The sequence below is a fragment of the Metamycoplasma auris genome, assembly GCF_003253435.1.
Taxonomy (GTDB): Bacteria; Bacillota_I; Bacilli_A; order Mycoplasmatales; family Metamycoplasmataceae; genus Metamycoplasma; species Metamycoplasma auris.
Genome location: NZ_QKUB01000012.1, coordinates 1 through 14,911 on the forward strand (window position 1 = coordinate 1; position 14,911 = coordinate 14,911).

At 25.2% G+C, this 14,911-nt stretch carries 10 protein-coding genes and 1 pseudogene; 5 read left to right on the top strand and 6 right to left on the bottom strand.

The window, feature by feature from the left end; all coding sequences use genetic code 4:
- Positions 1-354, bottom strand: a pseudogene (locus BCF89_RS02995) (hypothetical protein); the annotation flags it as partial.
- A 264-nt stretch (positions 355-618) separates the two neighbouring features.
- Positions 619-1,392, bottom strand: a complete 774-nt coding sequence (locus BCF89_RS08590; RefSeq protein ID WP_111518853.1) for an MAGa4850 family ICE element protein — start codon at positions 1,390-1,392, stop codon at positions 619-621.
- Between the two features lie 643 nt (positions 1,393-2,035).
- Here BCF89_RS08590 and BCF89_RS03005 point away from each other — a divergent pair.
- Positions 2,036-2,686 (top strand): Mbov_0400 family ICE element protein, encoded by a 651-nt coding sequence (locus tag BCF89_RS03005; RefSeq protein ID WP_111518855.1) that lies wholly within the window; start codon positions 2,036-2,038, stop codon positions 2,684-2,686.
- 355 nt (positions 2,687-3,041) lie between these two features.
- Positions 3,042-3,464, top strand: coding sequence for an Mbov_0400 family ICE element protein (locus tag BCF89_RS03010; RefSeq protein ID WP_111518857.1), 423 nt, complete (start codon positions 3,042-3,044; stop codon positions 3,462-3,464).
- A 461-nt stretch (positions 3,465-3,925) separates the two neighbouring features.
- Here the strand turns inward: BCF89_RS03010 and BCF89_RS08595 are convergent, their stop codons facing one another.
- The 3 genes from BCF89_RS08595 to BCF89_RS08605 are packed head-to-tail and all read right to left on the bottom strand — an operon-like array spanning position 3,926 to position 9,218.
- Positions 3,926-5,104, bottom strand: coding sequence for a hypothetical protein (locus tag BCF89_RS08595; RefSeq protein ID WP_111518859.1), 1,179 nt, complete (start codon positions 5,102-5,104; stop codon positions 3,926-3,928).
- Between the two features lie 20 nt (positions 5,105-5,124).
- Positions 5,125-8,856, bottom strand: coding sequence for a DEAD/DEAH box helicase (locus BCF89_RS08600; RefSeq protein WP_111518861.1), 3,732 nt, complete (start codon positions 8,854-8,856; stop codon positions 5,125-5,127).
- Entirely contained in the window at positions 8,856-9,218 is a 363-nt protein-coding gene (locus tag BCF89_RS08605; protein ID WP_111518863.1) for a PTS sugar transporter subunit IIB, read from the bottom strand. The genes BCF89_RS08600 and BCF89_RS08605 overlap by 1 nt, the downstream gene beginning before the upstream one ends.
- A 193-nt stretch (positions 9,219-9,411) precedes the next feature.
- Between BCF89_RS08605 and trpS the strand changes: the two genes are divergently transcribed.
- A complete protein-coding gene (trpS, locus tag BCF89_RS03030) occupies positions 9,412-10,416 on the top strand; it encodes a tryptophan--tRNA ligase (protein WP_111518865.1) in 1,005 nt (334 codons plus the stop codon).
- The gene (thrS, locus tag BCF89_RS08610; protein ID WP_111518867.1) at positions 10,403-12,142 is read left to right on the top strand and encodes a threonine--tRNA ligase; all 1,740 of its coding nucleotides are present in this window, start codon (positions 10,403-10,405) and stop codon (positions 12,140-12,142) included. Before trpS ends, thrS begins: the two co-directional genes overlap by 14 nt.
- 49 nt (positions 12,143-12,191) lie before the next feature.
- Here thrS and BCF89_RS03040 read toward each other — a convergent pair whose 3' ends face one another.
- Complete coding sequence (locus BCF89_RS03040; protein ID WP_111518871.1) at positions 12,192-13,715, bottom strand: BspA family leucine-rich repeat surface protein; 1,524 nt, start codon at positions 13,713-13,715, stop codon at positions 12,192-12,194.
- Positions 13,716-13,891: 176 nt separating this feature from the next.
- Between BCF89_RS03040 and BCF89_RS08615 the strand changes: the two genes are divergently transcribed.
- Positions 13,892-14,452, top strand: a complete 561-nt coding sequence (locus BCF89_RS08615; protein WP_111518869.1) for a hypothetical protein — start codon at positions 13,892-13,894, stop codon at positions 14,450-14,452.
- Positions 14,453-14,911: the final 459 nt, after the last annotated feature.

Genomic DNA, 14,911 nt, shown 5'->3' on the forward strand with positions numbered 1-14,911 from the left:
ATTAATTTTTTCAAATTGCTTTTTAGCAATTTCTAGATCTATATCCTTAGGTTCTTTATTAAAAAGTAAATGTAATCCACTTTTATTTTCTAAATCTTTTAATTCTTTAGTTATTTGTTGTTTAGATAATGTTCGTGAATTTATAAACTCAACAAAATTCATTTTTTTTATTTCCATTTGGTTTATTAATGAATTTCGATCATCATCTATATCTTGAACATATACAGCACTTGGACGACTTATATAATCTATAAAAATACCTTCTTTATAAAACTTAAAGTTATGTATATGCCCAGTTTCTTCATTAGGTCTTTTTTTAGTTTTATAGTTTGCAAATTCGAATGAAACAAACAAGATTATTTTTTATATACTCATTTATTTTTACCTAAAATTTTATTATTTGAAGTATTCAGCATATCTAATTAATTCCTTATCTAATTTATCTCTTTAAAAAATCTTGAAAAAATCTTGAGTATTGTCTTTACTATTAAGAATATATTTATATATTCTTTTTATGGTTATCAATTTAGCAAGTAAAAATAATGAATTTCTATTATGTTGCATCAATTTTTTAAAAAATGCAAACTTCTATATAACTAAAAAGTAATTTAATTTTTTTTAAATTACAAAAGGTTTTTTTAAAATTAAATATCTTGATGTAAAGTTAGTCTTATTTTTGCTTTTTTTGTATAAGAAATAAATCTTATAAATTTTAGTTAGCATCTTAAAACATTTTAAAATGGTATTTTTATTACCTTTTAAAAACTTAAGACATTTTGAATTTAACTCTTGAAGTCACAATGTTTTGTTTGTGTTTATTATTGTAAAACCAGCATTGAGTTTTTTAGGGTTAGTAGTAAACTTTAAAAACTTTTTATTTTTCTTATTTATAAGTTTTTTTTGAAATAAAAGGAAATTTTGAGTGTTTCATAAAGTAACAAGCGAAACGTCAGTTAGCAGAAGTTTTCATCTTAAAGTAGAATTTAAATTAATAAATTTTTCGCCACGTTCACATCAAACTTTATTTGTAATTTTAATGTTTCCTTTTAGATCATGTTCAAGGTAACCTAAAGACGATAAGTATTTAACTGTTTCAGTTAGGGTTGATCTTTTAAAACCTAATTTTTCTAGTTCCAGCAATGGAACAAATTTAATTCTTGCCCCTAGTTCTTTACTAATCGCAAGAAGTTCGAAACTCACTTTTCTTTTAGACAATAAATTAAACATTGCTTCGCCAATTTTTAATTTGCACTTAAGCAAAATCTTAATTGCATTTGGTGTTAACTTATCGTAAATTTTTTTCTCATATTTAACTCAAAAGAAGAAATCATCATGAGTTTTTTTAAACTCAGCTTTGTATTTAAAATTTGATGTTTTTAAAATATTACTCATATAAAATCTCCCTTCTTTTAATTTGAGACTTTTTAAAATGAGAAATCAAAAAGTCTCTAATTGACTAGAGACTTTAACATACCTATTTTTTACACTTCACTTAGATAAAATTAAATAAAAGATTCTACTAATTCTAAAATCTATGCTATACTAGTTAGTAGAAAATTAAGTTTTCTAAATCATGCTAGTGGATTGGTTTCAACCACTCTCGCTGTCCTAGTATTTGCGGTTAAAAAAAGAAACAATTAGATTGGCAGTGTGGTTCTACTGACCCTGTATGACTTAGAGATTACGAAATGAGGAGAGTGAACCAAACATAGGCATTTGCCTATGTTTTTTATTATAATTTCTAATATGAGTAAATTATTAATCGGTAAAGTATATAAGCAAAGAAATAAAGAAAATAGACTGCCAATTGTCAAAAATAAAAATAAGGTATTTATACTGCTTACTAATTAATAAAAAAAAACTAAAAAATTTTTATTAATTCTAAAATTTATGCTAAAATAAAATTGTTCCTAATAAGAACTAAATTGGCAGTGTGGTTCTAGCTGGCCCTGCCTACCCTGGAGATGGCGAAATCAAGAGATAGAACTAAAAGTATAGGTCATTACCTATACTTTTTTGTACTATAATTTCTAATATGAGTAAATTATTAATCGGTAAAGTATATAAACAAAGAAATAAAGAGAATATGCTTCCCATAGCAAAAAGTAAATTTGGAGATGATATTATTGGGCATGGAATAAATAGACCATTTTTAATCTTTTATTCTGATGAAAAGGTTTATTATCTTTCTACTAAAAGTATAACTGATAAAAATAGAGAATTAACTACACAAGATGAAGGAAATTTAGTTCTTAACCAAGACTTATATGGTAATGATAAAGAAATAGCGATAGACTGCTCAGTAATTAATGTAATGGATCGAAGACTATTTGAATCTCTTTATGAAAAAGATAATGAATTAAATAACTATCTAACTTCACCAAGTATTTATAATAGTGTAATGGAAAAACTATATAAGAATTTAGATGATATCCAATACTTCGAAGTCGATAGTTTTGATTCAGACAACACAATTTGAAAAAGAAAAAAAGAAACAATTAAAAACAAAGATATTTGTGAACAAATAATTACTACTTATAACGAAGAAATAAAATGAAAATATAGGGACTTAATATATAAAGATGAAGATAAATTCTATTCACTAGTAGAAGAAGAATTTGAAGAAATTGCTAAGCAAAACAAAAAGACTAATATATTAGGTGACGGAGGAGGACTAGTTTTATAACTTTAATTTTAAATAATGCCTTTTTAGATGCTTATTTCTTAATGATGATAAATTATTATCTAATTAAATTATTGTTATTTGAAGGTATTTATACTCATTACTAATTAATAAAAAAACTAAAATTTTATTAATTCAAAATTTATGCTATACTAATGACATAGAAAACTTAGTTTTCTTATTGATTAGTGGATTGGTTTCAACCACTCTCCGATCCTGGTACTCGGGTTAAAAAAAGAAACAACTAAATTGGCAGTGTGGTTCTACTGACCCTGTATGACTTAGAGATTACGAAATTAAGAGATAGAACTAAAAGTATAGGTTATTGCCTATACTTTTTTGTACTATAATTTCTAATATGAGTAAATTATTAATCGGTAAAGTATATAAACAAAGAAATAAAGAAAATAGCCTTCCAGTAACTAAAGATAGAAAAGGTAATGAAATTGATGCTTATGGGGCAAGTAGACCTTATTTAATCTTTTATTCTAATGATAAGGTTTATTATCTTTCTACTAAAAGTAGAACTGATAAAAATAGAGAATTAACTACACAAGATGAAGAAAATGTAATTCTTAAAAAAAACTTATATGATAACGATAAAGAAATTGCTATTAATTGCTTAGCAATTAATGTAATGGATATGGAACTATTTGAAAGTCTTTATGAAGAAGATAATGAATTAAATAACTCCCCAGCTTCTGCTTATACTTATGATAAAGTAATGAAAAAATTGCATGAAAATTTAAAGAATATCCAATACTTTGAAATTAAGAAATAGTTATAGCTTATTAAAAAAGAACTTTATGTTTAGGGATAAAAATAAATTTTATTCGTAGATAGAAAAGAAATATTTTAACATTACTAAACAATATAAAGATACTTCGCACAAGGGAAAAACAAAAATAAGAATAAAAGAATAGCAATATACTTTAAAATGCTTTATTTAAGAAAATAAGGCATTTTTATGAATTTTTTCCTTAAGAAAAATAAAAATTCAATTATATTTTTATATCATTCAAGTGAAATATTGAATATCTGTTCTTTCTTAATATTTGAAGAAATTAGATTTTAATAAGATAGATTAAGAAGTAAATATGACTTACTACAGCGTCTTATTCTAGTTATTGTCTTTACTTTTTTATTGGATTTTCTATCTATTAATTCTTTTAAATAAAAATCACTTCTAAAATTCATAGCATGACTCATAGAAAAATCAAGGAACTATTTTTTTCCTTGATTTTATTTTGAAGTTTTTTTAAATCTTAGAGGAATATCAAATTCAATCTCTTTTTGTTCATTATTTGTTGCTTCAATATAAATACCATATTGAATTTTTTTTCTGCCGATCTTTTTAGTCTCCGTTCCCAATGTAACAATTTTTGCCTTAAATTTTAAATGTGTTTCTTCTTGCCAATTATCAGTATCAATATTTTTTAGTTCAATTTTTGAATTAAAAATTAAAGGTGAGAAAAAGTTGGATGTTTCAATGGCGGCATTTGAATAAATTCTTAATGATCCTAAATCTTCATTTACTTTAATTAAATGACTAAATGGTTCGCTAAATAATCGTGAAATATCAAGTCTTTGATAAAACTTCAAATCTTGATTATTTAAATTATATAGTTGATTAAATTCTTCAATATATTGCTTTAGTATATTTTTATAGGAATTAATTTTTTCTTGTGGATAATTACCTTTTAGATCGATTGGACTATAGAAACTATAGGCAATCTTTGACTTAATTTCATCAATTATAGCTTTGGAATTTTTTATAGTATTATTTTTTTTAGTTTGATCTAATGATTCTAAATTATATTTTTCTGTTTCTTTTTCAGTTCTAATTGGAAAATTACGAATTACAAAATCAATTTCTGAATTTCCTTTTTCTTTAAAAACTAAATCAACAATTAGAATATCTTTTGATATTGTATCAATAACAAAATTCTCAAACTCAATATATCAATTCTTATCTTTATTAAGAAATTCTAATTTTGCATAGCCTTCAGTTTCTTTACTACCAAAAATAAGATTTTTATTAGTTTCAATCTTATTATTTACAAGATATTCAAGTAGACCTTCTGGTGTTTGGTTTGGAATTTTTTTGTTCTTATTAATCGTAAGTTTTATTGGATATTCTTTTTTATTGTTATTTAACAATATTTCTGAAAATGAGTATTTTTGTATCTTATCATACCAATAAATTAATGCATTTTTTGGCTTGCTTAATTGAATTCCTATTGTTGCACCAATGATTGTAGTTAAAGCGGCTGAAGTAAAAGTTCAAAATAATATTTTTTTTATTTTCTTAGCTTTTATAGACTGTTTTGCAAACTCTTTGTGTTTTAGTTGATCTTCTATACTAATATCATTGTCAATTGAATCAATTCAATCAATTTCTTGTCTATTCTTTTTTTTCATTTATGTCTTTCTATTTAATTTTATTTTCCTAGTTTTGGATAACTAAAAGTTTTCGTTTGATCATCTTCATAATCATCGACAACCTCATATAAATCAACTTCAACAGTATCATCCAATTTTTCTTTATTATTAAAGGATTTGGTTAAGCTAGTATCCTCAAGATCCTCTGGTTCTTCAAATTTATTTTTATCTACAATATTTTCATCAATTTCAACTTCAACAAAATCATCAGTTTTTTCATAAGCAATTTCATTGTTTTGAGATTCTTCGGGTAATGAATCAACTTCATCAAATTGATCAATATGCAATTGAATTTGATCAACATGTTTTTCGTGCTCATCAATTTCTTTAAATTGTTGATTAATATCGAATTCTTCTTCTACATAAAAATCATCAATTTCATTGACCAATTCATTTTCTTTAAGTTCTTTCTTTTCTTCTTTTAGTTGTTTATTTTCTTCGTTCATTGATTCATCCTTAGCTAAAGTTAACTCAATTACTTTATTATCAATTTCAGTTGTGTCTTTATTTCTTATTTCTTTTAGATTTCATTCTTTGGTCATGTAATTTGAATCTATATTTTTATCACTAACTTCAATTTTATTTTCAATAATTACTTTATTTAATTCTTTTTCTTCTGCAATTAAATTCTTTACATAATTAAATATTTTTTGTTTAATTATAGGTCATTTTATTTCAGAAATTGTAATGATTGGATATTTCTTTGAAGCTAGAAAATTAATACTATCCTTAAAAATTAAATAATCCCTATAATTTGTTCCATATGCAAAATTATCAAGAATAAAGCCTTGAACTAATTTATTACTTACTTTATTAATTAATACAATATCAATTGTCTTAGTTCCGATTGAGTAATTTGATTGAAATTCTAAGTCAGTTGTATCCAATAATTCTTTGAGTTCACTTAAAACATCAATTTTGAATTTTAGATCAACTGGGATAGTATGCACCTTTGTTGCTAAAAAATCATTAACCTCATCTAAATAATTCTTTTGTTTAGATAAAGGTAAATCAAGAAATTCAAGTCATTCTTTAAATTTGATCATATCAATAGTTGATCTTTCCGAGATCTCAATATCGTATGAATAAATTGACTTGACAACAAAAATTTTTTCTTTCGCTCTTGATATTGCAACATTCAAAGCATTTTTTCCACCTTTTCTTGCAACGTAAGTATTATATAAGGCAGTGTTTTTATCATATACAACTGACATAATAACTAAGTCGGCCTCATCACCTTGAATATTTTCAATATTTTTTAATACGATTTTTTCAGACATCAATGCTTTTTCAAGAAGCGGCTCAGATCCAAAAATTGAATTAACTAAATATTCTTGTTGTTTAATATTGAAAACTAGAATAATTATTTTTTCATATTTATCTAAATTATTTTTAGCTAATTCAATAACCTTAGCTCCTTCAGCTGCATTTAGGCTATTATCTCATTGACCATCAACATTAAAAACTTCAATTGCTTTAGTCTTTGATAACGATAATTCATAATCATCAATCACATCTAATTTTGATTGATAGAAATGTTTGGATGAAAAAGTCATCAAAGTTGCTTTTTTAGAACGATAATTTTTATCAAGTAAGATTGAATAGACACCTCTTGCTAATGCATAGTCAAGCAATGACTCAATACTTCCAAAATCATCTTCCTCATCAAAGTTATAAGTGGCTGAGAATCATCTTGTTGGTTGCATTTGTTGACTATCTCCAGCTAAAACTTTTCTTTTACCTAAATAAAGAATTGGAATTCCTTTTTCAATATACATTTGTGAAGATTCATCCATTACGACATAATCAAATTCTTGCTTATCCCACATTGATAAATCAAGTTCTGGGGTTGTAACAATGACTGGAAATAGCAATTTAATCATTTCCTTATGCTTATGAAAGAACTTATATGGTTTTAGATGCCCAGTTCGAATTGCCATTGCAAAAGACGTATATTGTGCTTTTTGTAAATTATTAAAGTTTGACATTTTTTCAAATGTTTTTTCAAGCAACATCTTAACAAGTTTTTTATCATCGTTTAAAAAAAGAGTTCTGTTAATCAAAATCTTTTTATATTCATCACTAAATTTAATTATTTCTTCATAACTAACTAAATTTAAATATTTTAGGGCTTCATTAATATTGATCGTTAATAGATTTTCATTGCCTAATAATACATTGGCAACCTCTTTAATATTTCTAGGAATGATTGAAAATATATTTCATTTTTTATTGAAATTTTTTTCGTATAAGGCATGTGAAATTGATTTTAAATCAAAAAAATTTGCTTCTATATCATAATCTAATGAAGGATCAAGAAGTTTTAAGTCTTCATATACTTGCAAATTAAAATTACCATTCATTATCGCTGAATAAAAATTAATAATATTATCTAAATTTTTAGTTTGCTTAATCGAATTAATATTTTTTAGATATTCTTCATCCTCGTCACTAAAAATCTCAATAGCTTCCTCATGATCAGAATTTTCATAATTTTCTAAGATATTAATAAATTCTCTTAGCGGTTCATAGAAAGTTTCTTGTCTTAGGTTTTTATCATTAAGAGCAAATAGACAAAAAATTGATAATTTTTTTAAACGATTTCTTAAGACATCTAAGGCAGCTTTTTTTTGGCTGACTACTAGGGCAGTAAATCCTCTTGCAATTATATTTGTAATTAAATTAGTTATTGTTTGTGATTTTCCTGTTCCTGGAGGCCCTCAAATGATTGTATCTTGATACAAAGAAGAAACAGTTGCAACATCCTGTGAAAAGTTTGTTTCTTGAATTTTAAATAATCTAAATTTGTTATCAAAAATAACTCTTCTAATTTTTTCTCGATAAATATTTTTGTTAAAGTTAGGATTTAAAATTTCATCAAATTCATTATTATCAATAATCTTTTTCATTTGATTTCATAAATATCCAGATGAAACATTATAAAATCCAATAACAATTCCAGGATGTAATTGAATTGCTGTGTTATTGATACTTTCAACTTGAAGATTCTTAATTCCCTTTTTTAGACTTTCAGGCATCTTAAACATTGGAGCTCAATAAACTTTTAGTTTCTCAAAAATCTCTTCGATTGATAAATTATTTAAATCAAAAGCATCAATATTCAAAGAAAATCCTTCTTGACTTAAATATGTAATTAATTTACTATTCAATCTTACATCTGAATTAGATTGTAAGTGAATCATTGAATTTCTTACTTCAATCACAACTTCTTTGAAAAATAAAGGTGCATAGATAGTCTTATTCTCAGTTTTAATTGAAATATACAAAAATCCTATATGCAAAGGCCAAATATTGGTTTCAATGTTCATATTTTGTGCTCGATTGAGGATTTTTTTTCATTTTACAATTGACTTTTGAAATTCAGTTTCCTGTTTAGCAATAATTGCATTTTTAGCTTTTTCGAAATTTGTTCCTAATAGTTTCAGATTTTGCTCATCAATAAATTTATTGTAGTATTTAAAAATTGAAATTACTTCTGCTTTGTTTTTTGCCTCAGCAACTTTTTTTGCAATATCTAAACTTGAAATTTCAGTTAAGACACAATCAATATTGAAATTTTGATAAATTTGATCAAAAACATCATCACCAAAGCTTTTTAGAACATCAAAGTATTTTTCATTGTCAATTAAACTAAACAAGGATGAATCAAATGTATCAATATTCAATAAGTTTGCCATCAATGTTTGATATTTACTATTGGATTGATTCATTATTTCACTCCATTAATTTTTTCTTCAAGATACTTAGCAATATTACCAACAACTAAAGATACACTCTTACTTTGAATTGCTAAACCACTTACTCCATCTAATTGTTTTAAATTTTGCACTTTAATCTTTTCTTTTTCATAAAAATTAATTTTAATAACTTTTTGGGTAGAAGAAATACTTTGAATATTTTCAATTCCTCCTAAATATTCAATCAATAAATTTGTATCAAAATTAATTTTTGTATCTTTTGATAAATAATTCTTTGTTTTTGATTGTCTATATTTTTTCTTTCAATAAATTAAGATAAACCCAAAAGTTATAATGATTAAGAAAACATATAAGAATTTATTTTTATTATTCATAAATCAAACTCCAGAAGCCAAATTTCGTCTATTTTACTTTTAAATTATATTTAATTTAAATCCTAAATATACAAATTAAATTCCTAAATTATTAATAAATAAATATTATTAATATCATCTATATTATTTATTAAAATATAATAAAATTTATTAAGACTTTAATATTTTGCTTGATTAAATTAAAGGGATGATTATGAATAAAAAAAGAATATTAAGTGGAATAACTGCAACGGGTAAATTAACTCTAGCTAACTATATTGGGGCAATCAGAAATATTGTAAAATTTCAGGATGAATATGAAAGTTATGTTTTTATTGCTGACTTACACGCTCTTACCCTACCGATTGATCCAAATAAGCTAAAAGAAAACAAAAAAAATATATATGCACTTTTTATTGCTTGTGGAATTGATCTGAATAAAACAACATTGTTTTTTCAATCAGATGTAATTGAGCATGGATTAATGAATTGACTAATTACTGTCAATACAACAATTGGAGAATTATCAAGAATGACACAATTCAAAGATAAGTCTCAAAAAATTAGAACATCAAACGGTATGGAAACAATACCAACAGGCCTACTTATGTATCCGACATTAATGGTTGGAGATATTCTTCTATATGATGCAGATCTAGTTCCAGTTGGTGCCGACCAAAAACAACATGTTGAATTGACAAGAAATATTGCCCAAAGATTGAATAACAAATTTAAAACTGATTTCAAAATTCCCAAGCCCTATATTCCAGAAGTTGGATCAAGAATTATGTCTTTAAGTGACCCAACTAAAAAAATGTCCAAATCTGACATTAATGAAAAAGCATCAATATATTTACTTGATAATCCCGAAGTAGCATACAAAAAAATAATGAAAGCAGTGACTGATTCAGAAGGAAAAATCTATTTATCTGATACTAAACCTGGAATTAAAAACTTATTAAGTATTTATTCATCCCTTGAAAATATTTCACTACAAGAAACTGAAGAAAGATTTAAAACTAAAAACTATGGTGAACTAAAAAATGAAGTTGGTCTCAGCGTTAAAAAATTTTTAACTAAAATTCAAAAAAAATATGATGAAGTAATCAATAAAGTTGACTTGTATGCATCATGTGGCGCAAAAAAAGCACAAATACTAGCAAATAAGAATTTAATGAAATTAATGAAAGCACTAGGTTTAAAAAATGAAAGCGAATAATAAATTAAATCATTCAACTTCACATTTATTAGCTGCAGCAATTTTAAGACTATATCCAAATACAAAATTAGCGATTGGACCTGCAATTGAGGAAGGCTTCTATTATGATTTTGAATTTGAAAATCCAATTTTAGAATCTGACTTACCAAAGATTGAAAAACTAATGAAAAAACTTGCTGAGCAAGGTTTTGAAACTAAACAAGTTAGCAAAGAATATTTTGATTTTAACAATCAACCATATAAAAAAGAGTTGTATGATGAGTTTGCATCTCAAAACAAAGAAATTACATTCTTTCAATTCATCCATCCTAAAACAAACGAGATTTTATTTACTGATTTATGTGCGGGTGGACATATAGAAAATACAAAAGAAATTAAACATTTTAAATTACTTTCAACTGCTGGTGCTTATTGAAGAGGAAACTCAAATAATAAGATGCTTACAAGAATATATGGTACCTCATGAGAAACAAAAGAAGATTTAGATGCATACCTAAAAATTCTTGAAGAAAGAAAAGAAAGAGATCATAGAAAGATAGGTAAAGATTTGAATTTATTTATGTTTAATCAACTATCTGGTCAAGGTTTTCCTGCATGACTTGATGATGGAATGAAAATTCATAATGCAATTCGTCAATATATCTTAAAACTAGATAAAAAATTCGGTTTTAAAGAAGTTTTAACGCCACATTTTGGAGAAAAAAAATTATATGAAATAAGTGGACACTGAGCACATTATCATGATACAATGTTTAACCCGATTAAAATGGATAATGAAACCTTGATTGCCCGTCCAATGACTTGTCCGCATCACATAATATTATTTAATTCAACAAGACGCTCCTATCGTGATTTGCCAATTAGATACTCTGAACAATCAAGATTATATCGTTATGAAAAATCAGGAGCTCTTTCAGGTCTCGAAAGAGTACGTTCGATGGATCTAACAGAAGGTCATGTTTTTGTTAGAGCTGATCAAATCAAAGATGAATTTAAACATCTATATAAAATGATTTTAAAAGCCCTAAGTGACTTTAAAATTGAAATTGATCATATTTCGCTATCATTAAGAGATATAAACGATAAAGAAAAGTTTTTTGACGATGATGAAATGTGAAATAAGGCTGAAAATGACTTACGAAATGTTTTAAATGAATTAAACATTGAATATAAGGAATTTATTGGTGAAGCGGCATTCTATGGCCCAAAAGTAGATTTCCAAGTTAAAACAGCTCTAAATCGTATCATTACAATGTCGACTTTGCAACTTGATTTTCTATTGCCTCAGCGATTTGATATGAAATTTGTAAATGATAAAGAGGAATTTGAACGTCCAATTTTAATTCATAGAGGATTAATTGGAACATATGAACGTTTTATCGCCACACTATTAGAACAAACTAAAGGGATTCTTCCTTATTGACTTAGTCCAAAACAAGTTATCATATTGCCAATTAATAATGAATTCAATCAATACTGCCAAGACTTGTATGAAGAATTCCTAGACTTAGATATCAATGTTGATGTTGATTTACGTAACGAAAGAATTAATAAAAAAATAAGAGAAGCACAAATAAATAAAACAAAATTTATTGTAATCATTGGTAAAAATGAAATTGAAAACAATAAATTAGCAGTAAGAGCATACAACTCGAATACAACAGAAGAATATACAAAAGAAGAGTTTTTAAATAAATTATTTAAATTAAAAAAAGAACTTCAATAAAATAAGCAGCCAATATTCGTAGACTGCTTATTTTTATTCTTTAATTTATTTATATGTAACTAATTAGTTTTTTTGGAATCTTCTTATTTGCAAACATTGGGTGTGCATTTGTATTAAAATCTTTTGCAAAAATAACCTTTTTTACATTTCATTCTGATAAATCTTGATTAAATTCCTTAGCATTCATAAACATCTTATTCATATCACTTACTCTTGATGTATCTCAGGATCTAATATCTTGATTAAACGAATGTGCATCTTTAAATAATTCACCCATATTTTGGACTCTTGATGTCTTAAAGTGTGATATATCTTGATTAAATGAAGAAGCACCTGAAAACATTCTTCCCATATCAACAACTCTTGAAGTATCAAAATTTGCTAAAGATTGATTAAAGTTGGCTGCATCTTTAAACATATCAATCATATTAGTAACATTGCTAGTATCTCATTTGTCTAGACCTTCAATATGACTGTTGATATTCCCTTTAAATGCGCCTTTTAGATTAGTTATAAAGCCCGGAAGTTTTGATGGTACTTTTTTAACTGTTGCTGGAATTGGTTTAATTTGTCATTGACCATAATCATTCTTGAAGTATCCAATTTCTTTAAGTTCTGTTTTATCATCTTCATCATAAACTTCATCTTGATTTTTTTCTGGTTCAGGTTTAACTCTAAAATCAAATTCCAACTTATCTTTATAATCATTTGAAATTGGAACAATAACTACTTTGTTATCAGTTATTTCAATAATAAAATTATCCTCAAAATCAAAGTCTTTTAAGGATGGATTTTTATCCTTAATTAGATCAATAATTTTTTTGTGATCAGGTTTCAGATCAAATTCATAATTATCAATTTCTTTTGTGTCAATCAAATCACTTACTTTTGATCTTAATTTAAACTTATATCCTGTAATTTGTCCCTTATAAAAATTTGAAGATTCCTTTGCTTTGATTGTAACAGTATCATTTATGATTGAAATTTCAAAATGTTTATTGAAGTCAATATCTTTAAGTCCATCTTTATTTAACTTAATAATGCGATCAATTATTTCATTTTTATCAATTTCATCAAATCTACCTAAGAATTTATTTTTAGAATTAAAAATTTGGTCTGCATTAATTCTTGCAAATTTAAGTTCAATTTTTCCTTTGTATTTATCTTGATTTTCCTTTGCAATTACTTGAATGCTATTTGTTTCTTTTGAAAATACGATATCAATATCATTTAGCGTCAAGTTTATAAGTTTTTTATAGAACTTTTGCTTATTAATTTTGATATTAATTTGTTTAATAATTTTATCTTTATCCTCAGTATATAAAATTGGAAGCATTCTTGTTTTTGCATTAATTGCATTTTCTAAATCAATAATTGTTCTTTTATTCTTATCATCCTTTCTTACAATTCTTTTCTTATTTCTAGATAATGCAACTGCAGTTCCTGCGATCAATCCACTTCCTAGTAGTAATGCAGCTATGCCAAGTAAATATTTTCTTTTTTTCTTTCTATTTTCATCCTTTTGTTTTTTATTATTATTCGTAATTTTAGTATTAGTCTTTTTATTTCCCATATACTTATTTTTTACAACAATTTTTAAGAAATTTCACATTTTTTTAAAAAAGATTCAATTAAAAACTTATTTAATAAAATAAATCAAAAAGAAATTAAGAAGTTATCGTAGTTTAAATATAACATTAGGTTTTAAAAGAATATAATTTAGAATAATAAACATAATTTTAAATTTATATGCATATAGTAATTTATTCAATAGTCTCACTCATTCTTTTAGTTATTTTTGCAACATTAATGTTTACTAAAGCCGGAAAAATTATTCGGGGAATTTTACTTGGTATTATAGTCATTGCAACCTTTGTTCTTATTTATAAATTTTTCCATAAACCTGTTTCAGTTAAAATTACTAAAACTAAAGTACAAGCCATTATTTTTAGTTTTTTTATTGGTTTTTTAATTATTGCTATTTTTTTAACTCTTTTCTTTGTATTCAAATATTTTTTACCGATAGCTCATGGAATTATTTGAATAATTATAAGTCTAGTATTGGGTTTCTTTGCATTTGCGGTAGCAACGCAAATTGCATTCTGAAGGGAATATCCAGATGACTCGACAATTATAATAGGATTTTTTAGAAACTTCTGAGATTATTTCACAACAAAAGATGTTATAGTAAAAAATACTATTGGAAATAAAACATTAATTATAATTTTGTCTTTCTTGGGATATCTTTTTAACAGTGCAACCATTTTTTGTTGAATTGCCCCATTTGGTGCTGGTGATGATCTTGACTAAATAATTTTGGTTATCAAATATGAACTACTTCACAAATTAATTAAGATTGATGAACAATCTTTTTTTATGTTTTCTATTACACGTTATTGAATTACTACAAATTTTATGGCCATGTTCAAAAACAGGTGGCATCTATAAAAAACTACTAATTTAAAAGCATTACGCATCAGGTGTGTGTGGTAAGGAAAAAGACTTAGCTTGGGATTGGTAGGAACAAGAAGTCCTTTTCGAAGGACTTTTTTATACTACCTTTCTTTCCAACTCTACACTCCAAAACTTGTAATTTTTAAAAGAATATTAGGAGTTACATGAATAAATTAGTTTTGTGATTTCTTTTTGATGATGGCAATTGTTCTTATGCTAAAGCAATATTTAAGTACCCAGAAACATTTTCATCATATGACAAAGTTCTTGTGTTCAGCATGGGCAAAAATGAGTTAAATGAACAACTTAAAGAAT